Origin of the sequence: Variovorax sp. (genome assembly GCF_965279555.1) — a bacterium.
Lineage (GTDB): Bacteria > Pseudomonadota > Gammaproteobacteria > Burkholderiales > Burkholderiaceae_C > Variovorax.
The window spans coordinates 264233-287111 of sequence record NZ_OZ257247.1 but is presented as its reverse complement, the minus strand read 5'-3'; the positions used below and the strand labels follow the sequence as shown (position 1 = coordinate 287111).

Genomic DNA, 22879 nt, shown 5'->3' with positions numbered 1-22879 from the left:
AATTTTCTACATGCTCAAGCCCATCGCCCTCGCAGTCGTGGCGGCCATCGCGGCGCTGCTGATCTTCGCGGCCACCCGGCCCGACACCTTCCGCGTGGAGCGCACCGCGCGCATCGACGCACCGGCCGAGAAGATCTTTCCGCTGATCGACGACTTCCACCGCTGGGGCACGTGGTCGCCCTACGAGAAGCTCGACCCCGACATGCAGCGCAGCTTCGGCGGCAGCACCAGCGGCAAGGGCGCCACCTATGCCTGGGAGAGCAAGGGCAAGGCAGGCGCGGGCCGCATGGAGATCACCGAGTCGACGCCCTCCTCGAAGATCGCGATCGACCTCGACTTCACCCGCCCCATGGAGGGCCACAACGTGGCCGAGTTCACGCTGCAGCCACAAGGCAACGCTACACAGGTCACCTGGTCCATGCACGGCCCGAGCCCCTATGTCGCCAAGCTCATGGGCATCTTCTTCAACATGGACCAGATGATCGGCAAGGACTTCGAAACGGGCCTCGCCAACCTCAAGACAGCCACCGCAAAGTAACCAAGGAAACTCTCATGTCCCCCATCAACGCTTACCTCACGTTCGACGGCAATGCAGCCGAGGCCATGCGCTTCTACGAGAAGACGCTCGGCGGCAAGATGCAGATGATGATGACCATGGGCGAGGCGCCCGGCGCCGAGCAGTTCCCGCCCGGCGCGGCCGACCGCATCATGCATGCCGCCCTCGCCTATGGCGACGGCCTGCTGATGGCCTCCGACTCCATGCCAGGCATGGCCTACGAAGGCATGAAGGGCTTCGGCGTGGCGCTCACGCTCGACACGGTGCCCGAGGCACAGCGCGTGTTCGACGCCTTCGCAGAAGGCGGCAAGGTCACGATGCCGTTCGGCCCGACTTTCTGGGTCGAGGGCTTCGGCATGGTGACCGACCGCTTCGGCACGCCCTGGCTCGTCAACGGCGGCAAGCCGCTGGTGTGACGCGCATGACCGACACACTCGACAGCCGCAAGCGCTGGCTCGCGCTGATGGTGCTGTGCCTCGGCGTGCTGATGATCGTGCTGGACACCACCATCGTGAACGTCGCGCTGCCCTCGATCCGCACCGACCTCGGCTTCACCGAGACATCGCTGGTCTGGGTGGTGAACGCCTACATGCTGACCTTCGGCGGCTTCCTGCTGCTGGGGGGCCGGCTCGGCGACCTGTACGGCCACCGCAAACTCTTCCTCATTGGCCTGGTGCTGTTCACGCTCGCCTCGCTGGCCTGCGGCATCTCCAACTCGCAGGTGCTGCTGGTGGCGGCCCGTGCGGTGCAGGGGCTGGGCGGCGCGGTGGTGTCGGCCGTGTCGCTCTCGCTCATCATGAACCTCTTCACCGAGCCGGCGGAGCGCGCCAAGGCCATGGGCGTGTACGGCTTCGTGTGCGCGGGCGGCGGCAGCATCGGCGTGCTGCTGGGCGGCCTGCTCACGAGCACGCTGAGCTGGCACTGGATCTTCCTGGTGAACCTGCCGATCGGCGTGGCGGTGTATGCGCTGTGCGTGGCGCTGCTGCCGAGCGCGCGCGGCCATGCGCACGGCGAAAAGCTCGACGTGGCCGGCGCGGTGACTGTCACGCTGTCGCTCATGCTCGCGGTGTACGGCGTGGTCAACGGCAACGAGGCCGGCTGGGGCTCCACGCAGACCGTGGGCCTGCTCGGCGCCGCGGTGGTGCTGCTGGCGGTATTCATCGCCATCGAGGCGCGCGTGCAGCATCCGCTGATGCCGCTGGGCTTGTTCCGGCTGCGCAGCGTGTCGGTGGCCAACGTGGTGGGCGTGCTGTGGGCGGCGGCCATGTTCGCGTGGTTCTTCATCTCCGCGCTCTACATGCAGCTGGTGCTGCAGTACACGCCAATGCAGATCGGCCTGGCCTTCCTGCCGGCCAACATCATCATGGCGGTGTTCTCGCTGGGCCTGTCGGCGAAGATCGTGATGCGCTTCGGCATCCGCAAGCCGCTGGCGGTGGGGCTCTGGCTCGCGGCCATCGGGCTGGCGCTGTTCGCGCGGGCACCGGTCAACGGCAGCTTCGTGGTCGACGTGCTGCCCGGCATGATGCTGCTCGGCCTGGGCGCGGGCATGGCGTTCAACCCGGTGCTGCTGGCGGCCATGAGCGAGGTGGGCCCGTCCGATTCGGGCCTGGCTTCGGGCGTGGTCAACACCGCCTTCATGATGGGCGGCGCGCTGGGCCTGGCCGTGCTGGCCAGCGCCGCGGCGGCACGCACCGCGTCGATGGACGCCGCCGGCGCGCAAATGCCGCTGGCGCTCACCGGTGGCTACAACCTCGCGTTTCTCGTGGGCGCCGTGTTCGCGGCGGCGGCGGGCCTCATCGGCGCGTTGCTGCTTCGCTCCACCATGCCGGGGCAGACGCAGAACAACGACGAAGAGGCGGCACCCCGGGGAACGGCGGCGTCGTGAGCCAAGAGGCGCCATGCAACCGCCGGTCTTTTTTCTTCAACGGTTCCACGCTTTGTTCAGGAGAACTTCCATGGCTCGTTATGTAGACGGTTTCATCGTCGCCGTTCCCAGTGCCAACGTAGAGGCTTACCGCAAGCTGGCGCGCAAGGCCGGTAAGGTCTGGATGGAATACGGCGCGCTCGAATACGTGGAGTGCATTGCCGACGACGTGAAGCCCGGCAAGCTGACCTCGTTTCCTCAGAGCGTGAAGCAGAAGGCCGACGAGACGGTGGCCTTCTCGTGGATCACCTACAAGTCGCGCAAGCACCGCGACACGGTGAACGCCAAGGTGATGGCAGACCCGCGCATCGCATCGATGGACCCCAAGACCATGCCCTTCGATGCCAAGCGCATGATCTTCGGCGGCTTCAAAAGCATCGTGGAGTTCTGAGTCTTCTCAGGAACACCGCGGAACCGGCTTCGCCGGGCCGCCGGTGTTGCCCCCTGCAAGGGGGTTGGCGCAGCGACACGAAGTGCGCGAAGCCTGGGGGTTAGCCAATAAACCCATCGTAAAAGAGCTTGAGCCCCGTGAGCAGCATGCCCAGGTACACGAAGCGATAGAACCAGGTCGCATCGATGCGCCGTGCGATGCGGATGCCTACCCACACGCCGAAAGGCGCGATCGGCATCAGCACCAGCGAGGTGGCCAGCGTGCGCAAGTCGATGAGGCCCAGCCACGCGTAGGGAATCCACTTGCTGAGGTTCACCACGAAGAAGAAATACGCCATGGTGGCCGTGAAGATCACCGGCTTGAGGCGCAGCGGAATCACGTAGGCGTTGATGGGCGGGCCGCCCGCATGCGCGATGAAGCTGGTGAAGCCCGACACGGTGGTCAGCACCGCGCCCACGCGGCGCGAGGGCAACGGGTCGTCGGGCTTGGGCGGGAACAGCAGCCGCTGCGCCAGGAACAGCAGCGTGAACACGCCGACGATGCCCGCCACCGTGTGCGCCGGCAACATGCGAAACAGCAGCGTGCCGATCACCGTGCCCAGCAGGCCGAACGGAATCAGGAACTTGAGCAGCGAACGGTCGAAGTCGCGCCGGAATGCGGCCAGGCCCAGAACGTCCATCAGCAGCAACAGCGGCATCAGGATGGCGGCTGCCTGCGGCACGGTGACGGCCAGCGCCATCATCGGCACCGCGAGCGACCCGAAGCCGGCGCCGAAACCGCTCTTGCTGATGCCGAGCAGCAGCACGGCGGGAATGGCGACCGCATAGAAATGCGGGTCGGTGATCAGGGGGAAAACCATGGGCGGAAGGCAAAAGAAAACCCGCCATGCGGGCGGGCCTTCCGAGCGTAGCAGGATGCCGGAAAACGCGCCCGGCGCCGCCTGCCTTGCCTCCTACTGCCGGGCCGGCTGCTTCAGCGGATTGAGCACGAAGTCGAAGTCCAGGCGCCAGCGGCCGTTGCCCTGCTTCTTCCACGGCGCGACCAATGACTGGCGCACCGCGAACACGGCGTCGGAGTCCAGCCATTCGTCGCCGTCGCGGAACACGTGGGTGATGAGCCGTTCGTAGCCCGGCGCCTCGATCTTGAAATGAAGGTGCGCGGGCCGCCAGGGGTGGCGCTTCGTGGCACGCAGCAGATCGCCCACGGGGCCGTCGACCGGAATCGGATAGGCCACCGCCACCACGCTGCGGAAGTTCAGGCCGCCATCGGGCCCGGTGCGCAGGGTGCCGCGGTTCTCCGCATGGTCGAGTCCGGCGTGCTGCACGTCGTAATGCCCGCCGGCGTCGGCCTGCCACACGTCGACGACCGCGCCGGGCACCGGCTCGCCGCCGAGCCCGCGCACGGTGGCGTACACGTCGCAGGGCTCGCCCTCGGCGCCGTTGGCCACGTCGTCGCCGTGCTCGTACTCAGGGGCGCCGTCGAAGTAGAAGGGGCCGAACACCGTGGCCTCGGTGCAGCCGGCGGGCTTGTCGTTGTTCATTGCGATGGTGAGCATCGACAGGCCCAGCACGTCCGACAGCAGGATGAATTCCTGCCGCTTGTCGTCGCACTTCTGGCCGGTGGCCGTGAGGTACTGGATACCCTGGAACCACTCTTCCTCGGTGAGCTTCACCTCGCGCGCAAAGGCGTGCAGGTGCTGCACCAGGCTGGTCATGATCTCGCGCAGGCGCGGGTCGGGCGTGTCGGCGAAGCGCGCAAGCACGGCCTGCGTGATGTTGTCCTGGTTGAGGTTGCGCATCGCGGTGTCTCCATTTCGTCTCTTCGGTACCGCGCACTTTAGGCCGCGCGCCACCGCCCTGAAAGCCGCCCGGAGCAAATGATTTTTCCGCCCAGCGGAACGGTCGCCGCGCGGCTGCGCCAAAATCCTCCGGACAGGCAAAAGACAAGACCCGGAGACACCGCCCATGGACCGCTGGACCGAAATCGCACTGCTCGTGCAGATCGCCGATGCCGGCAGCCTGAGCCGCGCGGCCGAGGCGCTGGGCCTTTCCAACGCCGCCGCGAGCCGGCACCTGAGCGCGCTGGAGGACCGGCTGGGCGCGCGGCTGGTGGAGCGCAACACCCGCCGGCTCTACCTGACCGACACGGGCCGCGAGTTCTGCGGCCGCGCCCGCGCCATCCTGAGCGACCTGGCGGATGCGGAATCGACGGTGAACGCCACCGCGTTCAACCCGACCGGCACGCTGCGGGTGACGGCGTCGCTCTCGTTCTCCATCCACCACATCGCGCCGCTGCTGCGCGAATACACCCAGCGCTATCCGGGCGTGACGGTGCACGTGGAAGCCGCCAACCGGTACTTCGACCTGATCGACAACAACATCGACGTGGCGATCCGCACCCGCGAATACGAGCCCGACTCGAACGTCACGATCCGCCGGCTCGGCGAGACGCGGCGCATCCTGGTGGCGTCGCCGCGCTACTTTGCGCAGCACGGCTTTCCGAAGACGCTGGACGAACTCGCGCGGCACAAGCTGCTGATCTACACCCACGCCAACAACCCGAACGAGCTGCGCTTCAGCCGCCGGGGCGAGACGCGCACGGTGTCGGTCACGGGGCTGCTCGAGTCGAACGACGGCCAGGTGCTGCGCGCCGCCGCGCTCGACGGCATGGGCATCCTGGTGCAGCCGACCTACATCGTCTACGACGACATCGTGGCCGGCCGGCTGGTGCCCACGCTGGACGACTGGGACCTGCCGCACCTGACCATCAACCTGGCGTACCCGAGCCGCAAGCACCTGTCGGCCAAGGTGCGCAGCTTCATCGACTTCATGGCGGCCCACTTCGAAAAAATGGACTACGAGCGCAAGTGGACCGGCCACTTCGGCGTGCGCTGAGGCGGCTTTCCGGCAAAACATGTGCGTTTACGCACATCCCGCTTTCCGGCGGCTGCGCACACTGGAACCGCAACCGTCGCATTTCGCGGCGGCCTTCAATTTCCAAGGATCCGCCATGAACACCCAGGCCGCAGCCGCCGACACCCCGCGTGCGCCGATCGCATCGCCGCTTTCCGCCGTCTCCCCCACCACGCTGGACGACTCCGGCAAGCTGCTGATCCGCGTGGCGGTCGGCTTCCTGGTGCTGCTGCACGGCATCTTCAAGCTGTCGGCGGGCGTCGGCTTCATTGCGGGCATGCTGGCCAAGGCCGGGCTGCCGGGCGGGATCGCCTACCTGGTGTACGTCGGCGAAATCGTCGCGCCGCTGCTGATGATCGCGGGCCTCTTCACTCGCGCCGCCGCCGGCGTGGTGGTGATCAACATGCTGGTGGCCTTCGGCCTCGTGCACATGGCCGACCTGTTCGCGCTGGGCAAGCAGGGCGGCTGGGCGCTGGAACTGCAGGGCCTGTACCTGTTCGGCGCGCTGACGGTGGTGCTGCTGGGCGCCGGCCGCTTCAGCATCGGCGGCCGCAACGGCCGCTTCAACTGACGGCCAGCCGGCTCAGCCGGCATCCCCCCTGACCTGCGAGACCATCGTCTCGAGGCGGGCGATGTCGGCCACCAGCAGGGCCTTGTCGTCCTTGCGCAGCACGCCGCTGCGCACCAGCACATTCAGTTCGCGGGTCACCTGCTCGCGGTTGGTGCTGATCTGGCTGGCCAGCGCCGCATGCTTGGGCGCGGGGTCCAGCCGGGCCTGGTTGGCGTCCCCGCCATGCGCGCCGGCGGCACGGGCCAGGCGCAGCAATTCGGCATGCAGCCGGTTCTGCACGCCCAGGGTGCTCAGGTCGATCACCCGTTCCGACAGCTGCCGCACCAGCGACGCCAGCCGCAGCATCACCCGCTCGGCCACCAGCGGCTCGTCGCGCAGCAGGGCCATGAAGGCGGCACGGTCCAGGCTAGCGAGCACGCTGGGCGCAAGGGTGACCACGTCGGCGGAGCGCGGGCCGCCGTCGATGGCGGCGATGTCGCCGAAGTGCTCCCCGGCCTCCGAGTCGCGGAAGGTCACCTGCCGGCCGTTGGCCGAATAGGTCGTCACCCGCACCCGGCCCGAGACCAGCAGAAACACCTCGCCCTGCTGCTCGGCGCGCAGCAGCAGGGGCTTGCCGGCTTCCACGCTGTGCCACAGGCATTGCCGGGCCAGCAGGTCCAGGCGCTGGTCGGAGAGGCCTTCCAACAGTGCGATCTGGCGCAGTGCGAGGCTGGAACGGGGGACAGGGTCTGGTTTGTCCATGCCGGGGTCTGTGGTCAGGGGGATGAGCGCGCGGATTATGCTCGGGAGCCGCTTCGAACCCGTTCATGGACAGACGTTCCCCCCAACCGCACTTTTCCCCGAGAACGCCGACACGGCGCAATCTCCGCTGGGTGAGCGGGCTGGTGCTGATGGCCTACATCACGGTTCACCTCCTGAACCATTCCCTTGGCATCTATTCGTTCGCCGCCGCCGAGACGGTGCTGCGCGGCGTGCAGAAGTTCTGGCACAGCCTGCCCGGCACCGCGCTGCTGTACGGTGCCGCCGCCACCCACCTCGTGCTGGCGGTGGTCGCCCTGTGGGAGCGCCGCACCCTGCGCATGCCGCCGCTGGAGGGCCTGCGGGTGCTGCTGGGCTTTGCGCTGCCGCTGCTGCTGGCCACCCACCTCACGGCCATGCGCGGCGCCTACCAGGCCTTCGGCATCGAGGGCTCGTACGTGCGGGTGGTCTGGGGCCTGTGGGACTGGCAGGGCGCGGCCGCGCAATTGGTGATGATGCTGGCGGCCTGGACCCACGGCTGCCTCGGCCTGCATTTCGCGCTGCGAGCGCAGCCGGCGTACCGGCGCTTTTCCTACCTGCTGCTGGCCGTGGCGGTGGTGCTGCCGCTGACGGCTGCGATGGGCTTCGTGTCGATGGGTCGCGAGTTCCAGTGGACCGGCGTGCCGCCCGTCGTGCTGCCGACGCCCGAGCAGGGCAAGGCGCTCGGCACGGCCGAAGACAGCATCAAGTGGTTCTACGGACTGGCGCTGGCCCTGCTGCTGCTGGCGCGCTGGGGACGCAACGGTTTTTCGCGCTGGTCGCGTCAGCCCTCGATCACGCTGCGCTATCCCGACCGCACGGTGCAGGTGCCGCGCGGCTGGAGCGTGCTGGAGGCGAGCCGTTCGCACGGCATCGACCATCTGTCGATCTGCGGCGGCCGGGCGCGCTGCTCGACCTGCCGGGTGCGCGTGGTCGGCCCGGCGGAGCACATCGGCGAGGCGGGCCGCGACGAGCAGCGCACCCTGGAGCGTGTGCGCGCTCCCGCCGACGTGCGCCTGGCCTGCCAGCTGCGCCCGCGCGGCGACATCGAGGTAACGCCGCTGTTCGCCCCGCTGCCCAATGAAGGCCGGCCCGCGCCGGTCGGCAGCTTCGGGCGCGAGCGCGACGTGGCGATCCTGTTCGTCGACCTGCGGCGCTGGTCGGGCCTGTCGGAGCGGCAGTGGCCTTTCGACCTGGCCTATGTGCTCGACCGCTACTTCGCCACCGTCGGCGCGGCCGTGCGCGAGAGCGGCGGCGTGCCCAACCAGTTCATCGGCGACAGCGTGATGGCCATCTTCGGGCTCGACTGCGACCTGCCCACCGCCTGCCGGCAGGCCTTGCGGGCGACCGAGCTGATCGGCGAGCGCATGGACGCATGGAGCAAGGGCTTCGAGGCGCAGTTCGGCCAGCGGCTGGAGTTCGGCATGGGCCTGCATGCGGGCCGCGCCGCGGTGGGTGAAGTGGGCTACCTGGAAACCACCACCTTCACCGCCATCGGCGAAGTGGTGAACACGGCGAGCCGGCTGCAGGACCACTCGAAGACCGCGGCGTCGCGCCTTGTCGTGTCGCTGTTCGCGGCCGAGCAGGCGGGCGTGGCGGACACCCTGGGCACGCCTGAAACGCTCGCGGTGCGCGGGCGCTCCGAACCTCTTGCGGTGCTTTACGCATCCACGGGTGCCGTCTCCGCGTAGCAGATGCCGAATGCGGTGCGCAAACGCACATCGCAAACCGCACTGTGGTTTCACACTGCATCCTGTGGCAACGACGAATGTCCGCCGCCCACACAGTGATCCAAAGGGACTCTCACCATGAACACCAAGCAACGCATCGCCGCTTCCGCTCTTGCCACCGCCTTCGCCCTGCTGGGCGCCGCCGGTGCAGCACATGCAGAAACCTATGACGGCGTGCACGCCATCACCTCGTCCGCCAGCCGCGCCGACGTGAAGGCCGAAGCCGTGGCCGCCACACGCGCAGGCAACACCTATTCGGACACCGCCGCCGAAGGCGCCGTGGCCTTCAACTCCACGCTCGACCGCGGCACGGTCCGCGACCAGGCCGTGGCCGCCGCGCACAACCCGCTGCAAAGCCTGGACCGCCGCGCCTTCTACCGCGACGAAGTGCCGCAGGCCTACAAGAAGCCCAGCGTGTCCTTCACCCGCCAGGCCGGCCTGTAAAGCCGGACGCGGCCCTGCCCCACAGGTTCAGGGCCGCACGCCTTCCCAGGCGTTCTGCAGCAGGGCGCGGATCGCATCGCGCTCCAGCGGGCGCGGATTGGGATACTGGTTCTTGAGCGCATGCTCGCAGGCCAGGTCGAGATCGGACTCCTTCATGCCGATGTCGCGCAACGCGACCGGCGCGCCGTTGTCGCGCGCCAGGTCGTACACGGCCTGCGCGGCGCTGCCGCTTCCCCCCAGTGCCTTCACGATGCGCGCCATGGCTTGCGGCGCCGCTTCGGCGTTGTAGGCCAGCGCATGCGGCAGCACGATGGTGTGGGTCTCGGCATGCGGCAGGTTGAAGCTGCCGCCCAGCGTGTGGCACAGCTTGTGGTGCAGCGCCATGCCGACATTGCCCAGCACCGTGCCGCAAAGCCACGCACCGTAGAGCGCATCGCTGCGCGCGCCCGGGTCTTGCGGCGTGGCGCGGATGGCGGGCAGCGCCCGGCCCAGGGCGGCAATGCCTTCCTGCGCCATCAGGTCCATCACAGGATTCGAATCGACCGCATAGAGCCCCTCGGCCGCATGCGCGATGGCGTTGATGCCGCTCGTCACGCTCATGCCCACGGGCAGGCTCAAAGACAGCTCCGGGTCGTAGATCACGGTGCGCGGCAGCACCCGGATGTCTTTGCCCGTCTTCTTCATGCCGGCTTCGGTGATGCCGTAGATCGGCGTCATTTCGGAGCCTGCGTAGGTCGTCGGTATCGCGAGGATCGGCAGGCCGGAGTCGAGCGCGATCGCCTTGCCAAGACCGGTGGTCGAGCCGCCGCCGATGGCCACGGCGCAATCGGCACCCAGGCGTCGGGCCACTTCCCTGGCCTCGCGTGCGGTCTCGATGGGCACATGCATCACTGCCCGGTCGAACACGCCGGCTGCGTGGCCGCCGAGCACGGCCGCCACGCGCTCGGCCTGCGGACGCTGCTCGGGCGTGGAGAGCACCAGCGCGCGTTTTGCGCCCAGCGCATCGATCTCGCGCGCCAGATGCCGCAGCGACCCCGCGCCGAACACCACCCGCTGGGGCACGCTGTTGTAGACGAATGAGGATGTGGTCATGGCGTTCCTGTCTTTCTCCCGAGTTTCCCGCCGGCCAGCGCTGCCTTCAACCGCGGCAGCGGAAAGGAGTTTTCCTCAGGCCGGCGATATCTGCACCCCGCAGGCATCGCGGCCCTCGGCAATCGCGAAGCGCACCGGCAGGAACCGCTCGATCACCGCGCAGTTGGTGCGCGTGTGCTCCGTCACCTCGCTGCAGGTGAAGGCGCAGGCCTTCCTGCCCTGCCATGCGGCAAGCGCCTGCAGCAGGGCCAGTTGGTCAGCGAGGTGCGGTCCGACCGCCGCCTCGCTCTTCTGGAACGCACGCAGCTCCTTGGCCAGGCCATGCGCCACCTGCTCTGCACTCGTCGATTTTTCGCCGAAGGCGGTGAACACCTCGGTGACGTGTTCGTAGGCCAGCGTGGCCATCAGCGCATTGCCGGGGCCTTCGTTCTGGCGCACCGCGCCCAGGCGCAGCTGCTCGCCGGACCAGCCCATCGCGCCGCCCAGCGTGTCGAGTTCGCGCGTCGGCACATGGCGCGGCAGGCCCGGTGCCAGGCACTCCGCATGGCCGGCCCGGTGCGCGCCGCGCGCCGTCAGGTCGAAGGGCTGCAGCGGACCGGCCGCCGGCACGATGACTGCCTCCACCTCGCCTCCTCCGGCCGGATAGAAGCCGCAGCGGCGCAGCGTCAGTTGCAGGTCCGCACCCAGGCGGCGCACCAGCGGCGCGAAAGCGCGCTCCAGGAAATGGAACGGCGGCGCCATCGGGTTGTGCGTGCCGCCACTCAAATGCACCCGACTCTGCGCGCCGGCCAGCAGCAGCGGCGGCAGCACGGTCTGCAGCACCAGCATGCAGCTGCCCGCACCCGAGATCGCAAAGCGGTACTCGCCCGCGCGCACCGCGCCGGGCTTGAAGCGCAGCGACTGCGAGCCGAGCTCGGCGCCTTCGACCTGTGCACCACTGATCGCCGCAGCAGCGTTCACGCATGCCAGGTGCTGGCGCATCAGGCCCGGCTTGGCACGGCCCGCACGGATCTTCTCGATGGCAAGCGGCTGGCCGGTGACCACCGACAGCGCGAGGCTGGTGCGCAGGATCTGGCCGCCGCCTTCGCCTTGGGAGCCGTCGAGTTCAATCATGGGCAGCCTCCTTCTCTTTGTTCTCCAGTTCGCAAAGCAGCACCGTCTCGCAAAGAAACGCATCGAGCACCGAACCATCGGCCGACGGCAGGGGCGTCACCGGCTCTGCCGCATTGGCCGCCAGCTCGGCTTCGATGAACGCGTGGATACCCGGCCAGCGCGGGCTGGTCGCGGCTTCGCCGGCGCGCATCTTCACCTCGAGCAGCGCGTTGATCTCGGCGATCAGCGCCTCGTCGCGCACCGGGTCGATCGTGTGCTGCGCCAGGTCGGCAAAGCGCATGGGCGGCACGCCGGCGCGCGAGCGGATCCAGCGCGCGGCCAGCAGCGGTCGCAGCACGTAGAGGTACTTCTTGTAGCGCACCTCGTCGGCCTGCAGATGCTCGCGGAAGTTCTTCTTCGCCATCGAGCTGTAGTGATGCCAGCTGCGCGCGTTGGAGAACACGGCCTCCGACAGCGCGCGAAAGCGCGGCATCGCCACCGCGTCGTCGCGGTACACGATGGGCGAGCGCAGCCACTCGAGCAGCGTCGGGTTCGACTCGCGCATCAGGCCCAGCGCCTTGCGCAGGTCCCAGCCGTTGATGTCGAGGTCGCCGCTGATCGGCACCTCGATCACGTCGCGACGCGGTGCCACCGTGAGGTACCACGGCAGGCGGTTGACGTAGATGAAGCGCACGTCGTAGTCGCTGTCGGGCGAGGCGAAGCCCCAGCCGCGGCTGCCGGATTCGCAGGCGAACAGCACGGTCACGTCATGCGTCAATTCGATGTTGCGCAGGGCTTCCATGATCTGCGCGCGCATGGCGGGTTCGATCGGGTGGGCGGAGCGCAGGAATTCCTCGGTACTCATGTCTTTCTTCTTCTCTTCTTCTTTCGTCAGGCCCGGGTGACGGTCACATTGCCGGCACTGTCGAGCTCGTAAACATCCAGGTCGCTGGCCAGGAACGCATGGCCGCGGTAGTGCGCCTGCGTCTCTGCCATCAATGCGGCCATGCCCTCTTCGTTCTGATGGCGCGCGCTGAAGTGCGTGAGGATCAGGTTGGGCACTTCGGCCGCCTGCGCGAATTCGGCCAGCAGGCGTGCGGAGCTGTGCATCGGCCCGGGGCCGACCTTGTCGAGTGCCTCCTGCGTGAAGGTGGCCTCGTGCACCAGCAGTTGCGCGCCCTTGCAGGCGTCGTGCAGCAATGCGGGTTCGGCGTTATCGCCGCCCATCACCGCGGCAACCGTTTCGACCTGGGTCTCGGTGTAGTCGGCACTGCGCAGCACGCCGCCGTTGAAGGGCACGTCCTCACCTTGCTGCAGCGCACGCCATGCGGGACCGGGTGGCAGGCCGATGGCGCGCAATGCGTCCGCTTTCAGCCGCACGCGCCGCGTCTCGACTTGCATGCGATAGGCGTGGCTGGGCACACGATGCAGCAGCGCATGGCTTTCGATGCGCAGGCCCGGCACCTCGTACACCAGTGACGGTCCGCCGATATCCACATGCTCGACTTCGTAGGGCAGATGCAGATCGGTCAACGCGCGCGTAGCCTCGAACCACTCCCACACCGGCAGCGGCGCAATCAGCTTCAGCGGCTTCGTGCGCTTGTTCATTCCCGCGCTCGCAAGCAGGCCCGGCAGGCCGTAGCAGTGGTCGCCGTGCACATGCGTGATGCAGACGGCGGCCAGGTCGTTCAGGGACAGCGGTGTCTGCAGCACGCGATGTTGCGTGCCTTCACCGCAGTCGACCAGGAACCAGTCCGGGCCGAGCACCGTCTGCACGGCAAGGCCGGAGACGTTGCGGTGGCGCGTGGGGGTACCGGAGGAGGTACCCAGGAAAGTCAGTTTCATCATCATTTTTTCTTCTCGCTCTCTATGCGGGTCAACGCTTTTCTCGCGGCGTCCGCGGCCTCACGCTCCCACCAGCGATGGTTGCTGCCCCCTGGATGGCCCGCGACGAACGCTTTGAGCCTCTCGACCTGCTCCGCACCTCCCCAGCGCCCCATCACTTCGATGGCAACGACGCGAAGGCTACGCCACTTGCTTTGCAAGGCAGCATCGACCGTTGCCCGCGCCGCGGCGTTCGGCGCTGCCGCAGCAAGAGCCCGCAAACGCGCGACCTCTTCACGCAACAGATTCGCCCCTTCATGCAGGCTGGCTGCCTCACGCTGCAGCCGGCGCGTCTGTCGACACGCACGACAGCGAACAGCGCGGCTGTAGACGCAGCCTTGTGCGACCTCGTACCACCACTTCTGCTGCTTGGCAGTCCACATTTCATTGGAACCGCAGTCGGAGCAGATGAAAGGGCGATCAAGATAGAAGTCGGAGAGCTCCTGGCAATGAGCAAGCTGATGGCGTTCGAGCTTCGACTTGTCGACAATTTCCAATCCGGGCAATCGCCCTTCGGCAAGCAGAAGCCGTGCATCCGTCGCGCTCAGGCGTGCTTCCAAAGCAACGGCCCGTGCAAGGCGCCTATCCTTGATTTCCGCACGGCGTTGCTTGTTGCTTTTTTTCATTTCTCAAACCTTCGCAATACGTACGGTGTCACGAAGGCAGGCCAGAGCTCTTTCCTTTTACAACACCGTACTCATGAGGCCACGAGACGGCCACGTTTTCACCCTTTCACACATACCACCTGCTTGAGCGTGTAAACCACCTCCACCAGGTCCTGCTGCGCCTCCATCACCGCGTCGATGTCCTTGTAGGCCATCGGGATCTCGTCGATCACGTCGGCGTCCTTGCGGCATTCCACGCCTTCGGTCGCGGCGATCTGGTCGGCCACGGTGTAGAGCTTCTTCGCCTTGGTACGGCTCATCTTTCGACCGGCGCCGTGGCTGCAGCTCATGAAGCTCTCGGGGTTGCCCTTTCCGCGCACGATGAAGCTCCTGGCGCCCATGCTGCCGGGGATGATCCCCAGCTCGCCGGTCTTCGCGCTCACCGCGCCCTTGCGGGTGACGAGCACGTCCTCACCGAAGTGCGTTTCGCGGCTCACGTAGTTGTGGTGGCAGTTCACCGCTTCCACATGCGCCTCGAAGGGCTTGGTGATGACCTTGCGCACGGCCGCTACCACGCGCTGCATCATCACTTCGCGGTTCGCACGCGCGAACTTCTGGGCCCAGCCCACGGCGCGCACGTAGTCGCCGAAGTACTGGGCGCCTTCCTCGAAGTACGCCAGGTCCTGATCGGGCAGGTTGCGCTGGTGCAGTTCGGCGTCTTTCTTGGCAAGCTCGATGAAGTGCGTACCGATGGCGTTACCCACGCCACGCGAACCCGAATGCAGCATGAACCACACGGAGCCCGCCTCGTCCAGGCATACCTCGATGAAGTGGTTGCCCGTACCCAGCGTTCCCAGGTGCTTGTGGTTGTTGGTGTTCTTCAGGCGAGGGTAGTCTTCGCAGATCGCGTCGAACTCGTCCTTCAGCGCACCCCATGCCACGTCGGTTTCGTTCGGCGGCGTCTCCCAAGAGCCCTTGTCGCGGCCCATGCGCTTGGGGTTCGAGCCGTGCGGCACGGCCTTCTCGATCGCGCCGCGCAGCGGTCCCAGGTTGTCGGGCAGGTCGTTGGCATGCAGCGTGGTCTTGCACGCCATCATTCCGCAGCCGATGTCCACGCCCACCGCGGCGGGAATGATGGCCTTGAAGGTCGGGATCACCGAACCCACCGTTGCGCCGATGCCGTAGTGCACGTCGGGCATGGCCGCGATGTGCTTGAAGACGATGGGCAGGCGCGCCGCGTTCTCCAGCTGCTTCTGCGCTTCGGGCTCCACGGGCACGCCGCGGGTCCACATCTTCACGGGCACGCCGTTCTCGACTTCGTGCAGGTTGTAGTTCATTTTTTCTTCTTTCGTCATCGTTTCACTCCTCTGTTCAAGTCATCGCGCGCTTGTGCAGCGCGATCGACAGTAGTTCACAGTACCGCAGCGGGAAGTCGTGCTCGCGAATTTCTTCTTTGTTCATTGGGCGTTCGGCCGAAGCGTCACCAGCCCGTTGAGCACCTGGTCCAGACCGCCGATCACGGAGATCTTGTCGATCCGCTCGGCCACCCGTTCCAGCGTTTCGAGTTCCTTCATCCGCAACGCGACGGGATTGCCCTCCATCACCTTGGCGGTGTTCAGCAGCGAGCGCGTGGCCGCGGTTTCCTCGCGGCGGCGGATCACGTTGGCCTGGGCCGACTTCTCGGCCTCCACCACCTGGGCGAGGATGGTCTTCATCTCGCCGGGCAGGATGATGTCCTTCACGCCCACGCTTTCCAGCGCAATGCCGGAGCCTTCCAACCGCTCGCGCAACTGCGCCAGCACCGTCTGGTCGATGGCCGCCTTGTTCTCCAGCAGCGCATCGAGCGTCTGCTCGCCCACGGCGGCGCGAAGCCCGAACTGCAGCTCGCGATACACATGGTCGGCCGGCTTCGGCATCTGTGCCATCGCCCGCCGCACGTCGGTGAAGCGCCACACCGCCGACATGTTCAACCGCAGGCCCACCTTGTCGCGGGTCAGGATTTCCTGGCCGCTCACTTCGGCGATCTGCGAACGCATGTCCACGCAGGTCACCGCCACCTGCCGGTTGAAGCGCCAGAAACCATGGTTGCCAGGTGCCAGCAGGTCCTGCATCTGGCCCTGCAGCGTCAGCACGCCGACGTGGAACTCCGGCACCTGCACCAGCAGCACACCTTCGAGGCCGGCCACCGCACGCGGGCGCAATGCCACGCTCTGCAGTTTCGACACCAGTTCGGCCGGCAGGCGCACGTCTTCGGCCGCGTCGATCACATCGACACGCTGCGCGCGCAGGCCGCGCCAGTAAAGCTTGCGGGTGGCGGGCGGCAGGATCTGCACCAGCACACCGTCTTCCAGGCGCAGGCCGACTTCGGTTTCGCCGAGGGACACATGCACGAACTCGCGCTCGACCAGCTCAGGCTCCTGCGCCAGGAAGTAGTCGACCAGCTCGTGCTCGAAAGCCGGCTCGGTCAGGGCAAAGCGCTGCAGCTGGATCTTGTCGAAACGCGAAAACACCCAGTGCTTTCCGGCGCCCAGCAGTTGCTCGAAATCGCCGTTGCGAAGCAGCAGCGCGCGTTCGTTCTTCTTGATCGTGATTCGGTTGAAGCCCAGCATTTTTTCTCCCACTCGTTATTCGGTTCGTTTCTTCGTTCAGTCTTCAGTCATTCGGTCCAGGCCCTCGAAAGGGCAGGCGGCGGGCACTGCGGCAGCCAAGGCCTGACGTGCGGCGTTCGCCTGGCTCGGCAGGTGCCTCCCTCGTCGCTTTTTTCTGCAACGCCGTCACCTGCCTCGCCGTCGATGGCCACACGCAGTTCCTTGCCACGCACGCGGTGCGCAAGCCGCCTGCGCTTGGCACTGTGTCGCGCGCCGCAGGGCATGTTTGCCCTGCGCCATCGCTCCGGTGTGCCGGGGCGGAGGGGCTTTCGCCCCCATCAGATGGCGGTGCAGGCACCGCCGGGTTTTTCGCGGGAATCGAACCCGCAACTCCATGTGGTTAGCACGGCGCTCAACCATGAGCGGACTGAATCAAGTTCAGTTGCCAAACAGCCCAACCACGGCATACGGCAAACCCAAGGACAGGCCTGGCTTGCTGCACCGGGCCGCTTTTACGCGGCACCTGCGAGTGGATGAACTGCATCCTGACGGGATATCCATTGCAGCCGGCGTGCCAGCTTTTGACTGTTTCCACGAGCAAAAACGCAAGTCATTGACAGGAAAGGAGAAATTCCTTGCCTGGCTCCTTTGTGAGCCGTATTCGTACCTATAAAATTCCTCATAATCTATAAATTCAGCTAGTTTTATATCCATGAAGCCAATCGTCGTCATCGGCTTTCTAGGCACTCAACTCGACGCCGGCCAAGGCGCGGGTCGCTGGAACAAGTGGCGACCCACTGTTTCGCTCGCCCAGCACGAAGACATGGTCGTCTCGCGCATGGAGTTGCTCTACACGCTCAGGCACAAGGCGCTGGCCGAACTCGTGAAGGCCGACATCGCCACCGTGTCGCCTGAGACCACCGTCAACCTCGTGCCGATCGAGCTCGCGGACCCGTGGGATTTCGGCGAGGTCTACACGCGCCTGTACGACTGGGCGCGCGGCTACAGCTTCGACACCGAACGCGAGCAGTACTGGACGCACATCACCACCGGCACGCACGTCGCGCAGATCTGCATGTTCCTGCTGTCGGAGTCGCGCTTGGTGCCGGGCGTGCTCGCGCAGACCTCGCCGCCCCGCAAGCAGCGCCAGGGCGAGGCCGGCAAATGCACGCTGATCGACCTCGACCTCTCGCGCTACGACGTGATCGCGCGGCGCTTCGACGCCGAGCAGCGCGACGCGGTCGCGTTCCTGAAGAGCGGCATCGCCACGCGCAACGCGCGCTTCAATGCGCTGATCGACGAGATCGAGCGCGTGGCCGTGCGCTCGCGCGCGCCGATCCTGCTGGTCGGGCCGACCGGCGCGGGCAAGTCCTTCCTGGCGCGGCGCATGTTCGAGCTGAAGCAGGCGCGGCACCAGATGACCGGACCCTTCGTGGAAGTGAACTGCGCCACGCTGCGCGGCGACGGGGCGGCGTCCACCTTGTTCGGGCACAGAAAGGGTTCTTTCACCGGAGCGGCGAGCGACCGCGCGGGCCTGCTGCGCACGGCGCACCAGGGCGCGCTCTTCCTCGACGAGATCGGTGAACTCGGCCTCGACGAGCAGGCGATGCTGCTGAAGGCGATCGAGGAGAAGCGCTTCTTCCCGGTGGGCGCCGACAAGGAAGTGGAGAGCGATTTCCAGCTCATCGCCGGCACCAACCGCGACCTGCGCAGCGACGTGGCCGAAGGACGGTTCCGAGAAGACCTGTTTGCGCGCATCAACCTCTGGACCTACGACCTGCCGGGCCTTGCGCAGCGGCCCGAGGACATCGAACCCAACGTCGACCACCTGCTGGCCATCCACGCCGCCGAGAACCACCGCGTGGTGCGCTTCAACGCCGAAGCGCGCACGGCCTACCTGCGCTTCGCGCAGAGCGGCGGGGCGGTCTGGAGCGGCAACTTCCGCGATCTGTCGGCCAGCGTGACTCGGCTGGCCACGCTGGCCGACGGCGGCCGCATTCCGGTCGCGCTGGTCGAAGCGGAGATTGCACGGCTGCGATGGCTGTGGAAGCATGCGGGCGCGGTGCCCATGGCCCGCGGCGGCGACGGCGTGGATCTGGATGCACTTCTGGGCGAAGAGCGGGCGCAGGCCCTCGACCTGTTCGACCGGCTGCAGCTCGAAGCGGTAGTGCGTGTGTGCCGCCAGTCGCGCAGCCTCTCCGACGCGGGGCGGCAGCTGTTCCAGGCCTCGCGTGCGCAGCGCAGCGTGGTGAACGATGCGGACCGGCTGCGCAAGTACCTGGCCAAGTTGGGTCTCGATTGGGGGCAGGTTTCCAGCGGGCCGAGGCGCTGATCGGAGTGCGCCATCGATGGGCTATCCTCCGCCCGATGGCCATCTCCGCATTCGTCGTGAAGGTTCCCGCCGCCGAGCCCATCGCCGGTGATCTGCGCCGCCGCTACGACCCGACCGTGGCGCTCGGCGTGCCGGCACACATCACGCTTCTTGTTCCCTTCATGGCTCCCGCGCTGATCACGGCAGACGTGCTGGACAGTGCGCGGCACGTGCTCGCGCAGACGCCGTCGTTCGCGTTCTCGCTGGGCAAGGTCGGGCGGTTTCCCGAGACCGCGTATCTGGCGCCCGAGCCCGCCGCCCTTTTCATAGAGATGACGCTGGCGCTCGCGAAGGCCTTTCCCGATTTCCCGCCATATGGCGGCGAGCATGAAGGCGTCGTTCAGCATCTTTCAGTGGCACACGGCAACGTGCGCGATGCTGAAGATGCTGCCGTCGAACTGGGCACTCGGCTTCTTGCATCTGGCGCTGTGCATGCGCATTGCACCGAGGTCGCGCTGATAGAGAACTCGTCAGGACGTTGGCGGGACTTGCATGTCTTTGCGTTGCCCGAGGCGGCCTGAAGAAAAACGAACACCCATGCCAGAAATCTACATAAGCACAGACGTCGAATCCGACGGCCCCATTCCCGGCCCGCATTCGATGCTCAGCTTCGGCTCGGCCGCCTATACGGCCGACAAGCAACTGCTTTCCACCTTCAGCGCAAACCTGCACACGCTGCCCGGCGCCGAAGCCGACCCGAAGACCGCCGCCTGGTGGAAGACCCAACCTGAGGCATGGGCCGCCTGCCGCACCGACCCGCAGGACCCAGCCCACGCCATGAAGAACTACCTGGGCTGGCTCAAGGGCCTGCCCGCGCGGCCCGTGTTCGTCGCGTACCCGGCAGGCTTCGACTTCCTGTTCGTCTACTGGTACCTGATGCGCTTCGCAGGCGAGAGCCCGTTCAGCCACTCGGCGCTCGACGTGAAGTCGTTCGCGATGGCGATGCTCCAGCTCGACTACCGCGACAGCACCAAGCGCGCGATGCCGCGCCGCTGGTTCGACCCCGGGATGCCGCACACGCATGTGGCGCTCGACGACGCGATCGAGCAGGGCGCCCTCTTCTGCAACATGCTCGCGGAGAACCGCGCGGCCACCAACGGTGCAAAGCCATGACCGACACCGGCCTGATCCGCCGATGGTGCGCAAAGCTCGCGCTGTGCGCACTGCCTCTGCTGCTGGCAGGTTGCGTGCAGTCGATGTTCTATTACCCCGACAACGTGCGCTACGAGACACCCGACGTACTGGGCATGCGCTACGAACCCGTGCAGTTCACCAGCGCCGACGGCACGCGCCTGAGCGGCTGGTTCCTGCCCGCCGCCGACCGCAAGAACCCGAAGGAGGCCAAGGGCACGGTGGTGCATTTCCACGGCAACGCGCAGAACATGAGCACGCACTGGCGCTTCGTGGCCTGGCTGCCCAAGCAGGACTACAACGTGCTCGTCTTCGACTACCGAGGCTACGGCCAGTCCGAAGGCAAGCCGGAGCCCAAGGGAGTGTTCGAGGATTCCAATGCCGCGCTGAACTACGTGCGCTCGCGCCAGGACGTCGACCCGGAGCGGTTGTTCGTCTTCGGGCAGAGCCTGGGGGGCACCAATGCGATCGCGGTGGTGGGCTCGGGCAACCGCGCAGGCGTGAAGGCGGCGGCCATCGAGTCGACCTTCTATTCGTATTCCTCGATTGCCAACGACAAGTTCAAGGGAGCCGGCCTGCTGGTGAGCGACGAATATGCGGCGTCGAAGTACGTGGCGGCTGTCTCGCCGATTCCGCTGCTGTTCATTCACGGCACCGCCGACCAGGTGATTCCTGTCGAGCATTCGAAGCGGCTGCTGGCCGACGCGCGCGAGCCCAAGCAACTGATCGAGGTGCAGGGCGCGGGGCATCTGGAGCCGATGACGACCCTGCGCTTCGGAAGCGCCTACCGCAAGGCGCTGACGGCCTTCTTCGAATCGTCCATGCAGCCGCTGCAGCAATGAAGCATTTCGACGAAACCGCCACACGCGCTCCGCTGGCTTTCGAGCGGCTGGTGCCCGCGCTGCGCTCGGCGTTCGCGGCCGAGGCCCAGGTGCCGCCGCGCCATGTGCACGCCATCGAGACCGCCGGCGCGGACGGCGCCGTCTGCAAGGGCACGGTGCTCATCATGCCGGCGTGGAGCGACGCGGGCTTCCTGGGCATCAAGACCATCAACATCTTCCCCGGCAACGGTGGGCGCGGCCTGCCCGGCCTGCACGCGACCTACGTGCTGTACGACGCGCGCACCGGCGTGCCGCTGGCAATGATGGACGGCAACGAGATCACCGCGCGCCGCACGGCGGCCGCGTCCGCGCTGGGTGCGTCGTTCCTTGCGCGCGAGGACGCACGCCGGCTGCTGGTGCTGGGCACGGGCCGCATCGCTCGAATGCTGCCGGCCGCGCATGCAAGCGTGCGGCCCATCGACGAGGTATGGGTCTGGAACCACCGGCCCGAAGGCGCCGAGGCGCTGGCGGCGCAATGGCGCGCCGAAGGCTGGAATGCGCGAGCCGCCACCGACCTCGAGGCCGCCGTGCGCGGGCACGCCGACATCGTGAGCTGCGCCACACTGGCCACCGCACCGCTGGTTCGCGGCGAATGGCTTGCGCCGGGCTCGCACCTGGACCTGATCGGCAGCTTCACGCCCGCGATGCGCGAGACCGACGAACATTGCTTCTCCGCTGCGCGCACCTTTGTCGACACCCCGGAAGCGCTGCAGAAATCCGGCGACCTGCTCGACGCGATGGCGGCGGGCACGCTGCGTGCGCGGGATGTCCAGGGCACCTTGGCCGAGTTGTGCCGCGGCGAGCGAACCGGCCGGTCCAGCGACGAGGAGCGCACGGTCTTCAAGGCCGTGGGCAGCGCACTCGAAGACCTGACCGCCGCCACGCTGGTGTGGCAGGCCGCGGCGCCCACGGCCTAACGCTTCCGGCTTGGTGCCCGCCGCAAAGCCGGTTCCGGAGGGCTTTTTCCTACATCCGCATACGTCAAGCAGCTAATAGCGCGCCCTGGCACATGCCGCTATCTTCTTTGCACGACATACAGAGGAGGCGCCCGCATGCTCAGCACAAACCACAAAGCAAACATCCTGCGCAAGGCGGGGTACGACGTGCCGGCATGTCCGATGGAGCCCGGCGCGCCAGGGGCGTACGCGGCAAGCCTTCCCGCCGACACGGTGCACCAGACGCCTCAAGCCTGGGGCAAGGCGATCGACACCATGTATGTGTCTTACGCCGCGGCCCGCGCAGCCAAGAGCCTGCGCGATGCGGAAGAAGCGCGGATGCTGGCGATGCTGCAACTGCGCTCGGCCAAGGCCTACGCCTGAGCCATCGCGCCCCGGTCGCGCAAATAGGCAAGGATCAGCCGGACCAGCTCGGTCCTGAATGCCGCCGCACCGAGTTCATTGCGGCCCGCCGCCGAGTGGACAACGCCTTCGACCGCAGACGAGAGCATCCGCGCGGCCATGGCCTGGCCTTCGCCGTCCTCGCCACCACGGCCGTCGGCGGCAGCCAGCAGCGCTTGATAGCGTCGCTGGTACTCGGCCTCGAACGCCACGTAACTCGAGCGAGCCCCCAGCGGCACCTCGTCGACCAGGACGTGATGCAGCGCCTGGTCGATGGAATGGGCAGCGATGACGCCGTCGACGAACCGGGCAACCCGCTGCTCGAGGGCAAGGGTCTCGCTCAGCTGGTCTGCTGCGGACAACACCCGCAGCACCTCGTCCAGATGCCGCTGCCGGATCGCCTCGGCGATGGCCAGCTTGTTCGGAAAGTACTGGTACAGCGAGCCCACGCTGACGCCAGCGACCGCCGCGATCTCATTCGTCGTGAATCGGGCCCAGCCTCGGCGGCCCAGAACGCGAGCAGCGGCTTCGACGATCACATCGACCGTGGCGCGCGAACGCTGCTGCCGCGGTGCTTTGCGCATGCTCTTGTG

The 22879-nt window shown here is 67.1% G+C and carries 26 protein-coding genes; 15 read left to right on the top strand and 11 right to left on the bottom strand.

Annotated elements, in window-relative coordinates:
* The first annotated feature begins 10 nt into the window (after nt 1-10).
* From ACQY8B_RS01385 to ACQY8B_RS01370, 4 genes are all read left to right on the top strand, one after another.
* Entirely contained in the window at nt 11-538 is a 528-nt protein-coding gene (locus tag ACQY8B_RS01385; protein ID WP_422085067.1) for an SRPBCC family protein, read from the top strand.
* A gap of 14 nt (nt 539-552) precedes the next feature.
* On the top strand, nt 553-972 hold the full coding sequence (locus ACQY8B_RS01380) for a VOC family protein (protein WP_422085066.1): 420 nt from the start codon (nt 553-555) through the stop codon (nt 970-972).
* Between the two features lie 5 nt (nt 973-977).
* Entirely contained in the window at nt 978-2441 is a 1464-nt protein-coding gene (locus ACQY8B_RS01375; RefSeq protein ID WP_422085065.1) for a DHA2 family efflux MFS transporter permease subunit, read from the top strand.
* A 70-nt stretch (nt 2442-2511) separates the two neighbouring features.
* On the top strand, nt 2512-2871 hold the full coding sequence (locus tag ACQY8B_RS01370; protein WP_422085064.1) for a DUF1428 domain-containing protein: 360 nt from the start codon (nt 2512-2514) through the stop codon (nt 2869-2871).
* Between the two features lie 100 nt (nt 2872-2971).
* Here the strand turns inward: ACQY8B_RS01370 and ACQY8B_RS01365 are convergent, their stop codons facing one another.
* Complete coding sequence (locus ACQY8B_RS01365; RefSeq protein WP_422085063.1) at nt 2972-3730, bottom strand: sulfite exporter TauE/SafE family protein; 759 nt, start codon at nt 3728-3730, stop codon at nt 2972-2974.
* 93 nt (nt 3731-3823) lie between these two features.
* Entirely contained in the window at nt 3824-4669 is an 846-nt protein-coding gene (locus tag ACQY8B_RS01360) for an intradiol ring-cleavage dioxygenase (protein WP_422085062.1), read from the bottom strand.
* A 166-nt stretch (nt 4670-4835) separates the two neighbouring features.
* On the opposite strand from ACQY8B_RS01360, the gene ACQY8B_RS01355 reads away from it, so the two are divergent.
* Nucleotides 4836-5765: a LysR family transcriptional regulator gene (locus ACQY8B_RS01355; protein ID WP_422085061.1), complete on the top strand. Its 930-nt coding sequence runs from the start codon at nt 4836-4838 to the stop codon at nt 5763-5765.
* A 115-nt stretch (nt 5766-5880) separates the two neighbouring features.
* The gene (locus tag ACQY8B_RS01350) at nt 5881-6354 is read left to right on the top strand and encodes a DoxX family protein (RefSeq protein WP_422085060.1); all 474 of its coding nucleotides are present in this window, start codon (nt 5881-5883) and stop codon (nt 6352-6354) included.
* 12 nt (nt 6355-6366) lie between these two features.
* Here the strand turns inward: ACQY8B_RS01350 and ACQY8B_RS01345 are convergent, their stop codons facing one another.
* Nucleotides 6367-7095 (bottom strand): Crp/Fnr family transcriptional regulator, encoded by a 729-nt coding sequence (locus ACQY8B_RS01345; protein ID WP_422085059.1) that lies wholly within the window; start codon nt 7093-7095, stop codon nt 6367-6369.
* A gap of 65 nt (nt 7096-7160) precedes the next feature.
* On the opposite strand from ACQY8B_RS01345, the gene ACQY8B_RS01340 reads away from it, so the two are divergent.
* Nucleotides 7161-8822, top strand: coding sequence for an adenylate/guanylate cyclase domain-containing protein (locus tag ACQY8B_RS01340; protein WP_422085058.1), 1662 nt, complete (start codon nt 7161-7163; stop codon nt 8820-8822).
* A gap of 117 nt (nt 8823-8939) precedes the next feature.
* A complete protein-coding gene (locus ACQY8B_RS01335) occupies nt 8940-9305 on the top strand; it encodes an alpha/beta hydrolase (RefSeq protein WP_422085057.1) in 366 nt (121 codons plus the stop codon).
* A gap of 27 nt (nt 9306-9332) precedes the next feature.
* Here ACQY8B_RS01335 and ACQY8B_RS01330 read toward each other — a convergent pair whose 3' ends face one another.
* The 7 genes from ACQY8B_RS01330 to ACQY8B_RS01300 form a co-directional block, all read right to left on the bottom strand.
* Entirely contained in the window at nt 9333-10397 is a 1065-nt protein-coding gene (locus ACQY8B_RS01330; RefSeq protein WP_422085056.1) for a maleylacetate reductase, read from the bottom strand.
* A gap of 75 nt (nt 10398-10472) precedes the next feature.
* On the bottom strand, nt 10473-11510 hold the full coding sequence (gene rtcA / locus ACQY8B_RS01325) for an RNA 3'-terminal phosphate cyclase (RefSeq protein WP_422085055.1): 1038 nt from the start codon (nt 11508-11510) through the stop codon (nt 10473-10475).
* Nucleotides 11503-12354 carry a nucleotidyltransferase domain-containing protein gene (locus tag ACQY8B_RS01320; protein WP_422085054.1) on the bottom strand — a complete coding sequence of 284 codons (852 nt, stop codon included), beginning with the start codon at nt 12352-12354 and terminating at the stop codon, nt 11503-11505. Before ACQY8B_RS01320 ends, rtcA begins: the two co-directional genes overlap by 8 nt.
* 26 nt (nt 12355-12380) lie before the next feature.
* Nucleotides 12381-13334 (bottom strand): ribonuclease Z, encoded by a 954-nt coding sequence (locus ACQY8B_RS01315; protein WP_428744995.1) that lies wholly within the window; start codon nt 13332-13334, stop codon nt 12381-12383.
* 2 nt (nt 13335-13336) lie between these two features.
* Nucleotides 13337-13999: a zinc-ribbon domain-containing protein gene (locus ACQY8B_RS01310; RefSeq protein ID WP_422085052.1), complete on the bottom strand. Its 663-nt coding sequence runs from the start codon at nt 13997-13999 to the stop codon at nt 13337-13339.
* A gap of 98 nt (nt 14000-14097) precedes the next feature.
* Nucleotides 14098-15315 (bottom strand): RtcB family protein, encoded by a 1218-nt coding sequence (locus ACQY8B_RS01305; protein ID WP_422089128.1) that lies wholly within the window; start codon nt 15313-15315, stop codon nt 14098-14100.
* Between the two features lie 120 nt (nt 15316-15435).
* Nucleotides 15436-16587 carry a slipin family protein gene (locus tag ACQY8B_RS01300; protein WP_422085051.1) on the bottom strand — a complete coding sequence of 384 codons (1152 nt, stop codon included), beginning with the start codon at nt 16585-16587 and terminating at the stop codon, nt 15436-15438.
* A 397-nt stretch (nt 16588-16984) separates the two neighbouring features.
* On the opposite strand from ACQY8B_RS01300, the gene ACQY8B_RS01295 reads away from it, so the two are divergent.
* The 7 genes from ACQY8B_RS01295 (at nt 16985) to ACQY8B_RS01265 (ending at nt 22268) form a co-directional block, all read left to right on the top strand.
* The gene (locus tag ACQY8B_RS01295) at nt 16985-17239 is read left to right on the top strand and encodes a hypothetical protein (RefSeq protein ID WP_428744994.1); all 255 of its coding nucleotides are present in this window, start codon (nt 16985-16987) and stop codon (nt 17237-17239) included.
* Nucleotides 17240-17278: 39 nt separating this feature from the next.
* The gene (gene rtcR / locus ACQY8B_RS01290; protein ID WP_422085050.1) at nt 17279-18898 is read left to right on the top strand and encodes an RNA repair transcriptional activator RtcR; all 1620 of its coding nucleotides are present in this window, start codon (nt 17279-17281) and stop codon (nt 18896-18898) included.
* 35 nt (nt 18899-18933) lie between these two features.
* On the top strand, nt 18934-19458 hold the full coding sequence (locus ACQY8B_RS01285) for a 2'-5' RNA ligase family protein (protein ID WP_422085049.1): 525 nt from the start codon (nt 18934-18936) through the stop codon (nt 19456-19458).
* A gap of 16 nt (nt 19459-19474) precedes the next feature.
* Complete coding sequence (locus tag ACQY8B_RS01280) at nt 19475-20050, top strand: exonuclease (protein WP_422085048.1); 576 nt, start codon at nt 19475-19477, stop codon at nt 20048-20050.
* Nucleotides 20047-20910, top strand: a complete 864-nt coding sequence (locus tag ACQY8B_RS01275; RefSeq protein WP_422085047.1) for an alpha/beta hydrolase — start codon at nt 20047-20049, stop codon at nt 20908-20910. The genes ACQY8B_RS01280 and ACQY8B_RS01275 overlap by 4 nt, the downstream gene beginning before the upstream one ends.
* Nucleotides 20907-21866, top strand: a complete 960-nt coding sequence (locus tag ACQY8B_RS01270; protein ID WP_422085046.1) for an ornithine cyclodeaminase family protein — start codon at nt 20907-20909, stop codon at nt 21864-21866. Before ACQY8B_RS01275 ends, ACQY8B_RS01270 begins: the two co-directional genes overlap by 4 nt.
* Nucleotides 21867-22001: 135 nt before the next feature.
* Entirely contained in the window at nt 22002-22268 is a 267-nt protein-coding gene (locus ACQY8B_RS01265; protein WP_422085045.1) for a hypothetical protein, read from the top strand.
* On the opposite strand, the gene ACQY8B_RS01260 is transcribed toward ACQY8B_RS01265, so the two are convergent.
* Entirely contained in the window at nt 22259-22870 is a 612-nt protein-coding gene (locus ACQY8B_RS01260) for a TetR/AcrR family transcriptional regulator (RefSeq protein ID WP_422085044.1), read from the bottom strand. The genes ACQY8B_RS01265 and ACQY8B_RS01260 overlap by 10 nt on opposite strands.
* Between the last annotated feature and the right edge of the window lie 9 nt (nt 22871-22879).

Coding starts and splice junctions, on each gene's coding strand:
- ACQY8B_RS01385 (WP_422085067.1), top strand. CDS start 11: ATGCTCAAGCCCATCGCCCTCGCAGTCGTGGCGGCCATCGCGGCGCTG.
- ACQY8B_RS01380 (WP_422085066.1), top strand. CDS start 553: ATGTCCCCCATCAACGCTTACCTCACGTTCGACGGCAATGCAGCCGAG.
- ACQY8B_RS01375 (WP_422085065.1), top strand. CDS start 978: ATGACCGACACACTCGACAGCCGCAAGCGCTGGCTCGCGCTGATGGTG.
- ACQY8B_RS01370 (WP_422085064.1), top strand. CDS start 2,512: ATGGCTCGTTATGTAGACGGTTTCATCGTCGCCGTTCCCAGTGCCAAC.
- ACQY8B_RS01365 (WP_422085063.1), bottom strand. CDS start 3,730: ATGGTTTTCCCCCTGATCACCGACCCGCATTTCTATGCGGTCGCCATT.
- ACQY8B_RS01360 (WP_422085062.1), bottom strand. CDS start 4,669: ATGCGCAACCTCAACCAGGACAACATCACGCAGGCCGTGCTTGCGCGC.
- ACQY8B_RS01355 (WP_422085061.1), top strand. CDS start 4,836: ATGGACCGCTGGACCGAAATCGCACTGCTCGTGCAGATCGCCGATGCC.
- ACQY8B_RS01350 (WP_422085060.1), top strand. CDS start 5,881: ATGAACACCCAGGCCGCAGCCGCCGACACCCCGCGTGCGCCGATCGCA.
- ACQY8B_RS01345 (WP_422085059.1), bottom strand. CDS start 7,095: ATGGACAAACCAGACCCTGTCCCCCGTTCCAGCCTCGCACTGCGCCAG.
- ACQY8B_RS01340 (WP_422085058.1), top strand. CDS start 7,161: ATGGACAGACGTTCCCCCCAACCGCACTTTTCCCCGAGAACGCCGACA.
- ACQY8B_RS01335 (WP_422085057.1), top strand. CDS start 8,940: ATGAACACCAAGCAACGCATCGCCGCTTCCGCTCTTGCCACCGCCTTC.
- ACQY8B_RS01330 (WP_422085056.1), bottom strand. CDS start 10,397: ATGACCACATCCTCATTCGTCTACAACAGCGTGCCCCAGCGGGTGGTG.
- rtcA (WP_422085055.1), bottom strand. CDS start 11,510: ATGATTGAACTCGACGGCTCCCAAGGCGAAGGCGGCGGCCAGATCCTG.
- ACQY8B_RS01320 (WP_422085054.1), bottom strand. CDS start 12,354: ATGAGTACCGAGGAATTCCTGCGCTCCGCCCACCCGATCGAACCCGCC.
- ACQY8B_RS01315 (WP_428744995.1), bottom strand. CDS start 13,334: ATGAAACTGACTTTCCTGGGTACCTCCTCCGGTACCCCCACGCGCCAC.
- ACQY8B_RS01310 (WP_422085052.1), bottom strand. CDS start 13,999: ATGAAAAAAAGCAACAAGCAACGCCGTGCGGAAATCAAGGATAGGCGC.
- ACQY8B_RS01305 (WP_422089128.1), bottom strand. CDS start 15,315: ATGAACTACAACCTGCACGAAGTCGAGAACGGCGTGCCCGTGAAGATG.
- ACQY8B_RS01300 (WP_422085051.1), bottom strand. CDS start 16,587: ATGCTGGGCTTCAACCGAATCACGATCAAGAAGAACGAACGCGCGCTG.
- ACQY8B_RS01295 (WP_428744994.1), top strand. CDS start 16,985: ATGAGCGGACTGAATCAAGTTCAGTTGCCAAACAGCCCAACCACGGCA.
- rtcR (WP_422085050.1), top strand. CDS start 17,279: ATGAAGCCAATCGTCGTCATCGGCTTTCTAGGCACTCAACTCGACGCC.
- ACQY8B_RS01285 (WP_422085049.1), top strand. CDS start 18,934: ATGGCCATCTCCGCATTCGTCGTGAAGGTTCCCGCCGCCGAGCCCATC.
- ACQY8B_RS01280 (WP_422085048.1), top strand. CDS start 19,475: ATGCCAGAAATCTACATAAGCACAGACGTCGAATCCGACGGCCCCATT.
- ACQY8B_RS01275 (WP_422085047.1), top strand. CDS start 20,047: ATGACCGACACCGGCCTGATCCGCCGATGGTGCGCAAAGCTCGCGCTG.
- ACQY8B_RS01270 (WP_422085046.1), top strand. CDS start 20,907: ATGAAGCATTTCGACGAAACCGCCACACGCGCTCCGCTGGCTTTCGAG.
- ACQY8B_RS01265 (WP_422085045.1), top strand. CDS start 22,002: ATGCTCAGCACAAACCACAAAGCAAACATCCTGCGCAAGGCGGGGTAC.
- ACQY8B_RS01260 (WP_422085044.1), bottom strand. CDS start 22,870: ATGCGCAAAGCACCGCGGCAGCAGCGTTCGCGCGCCACGGTCGATGTG.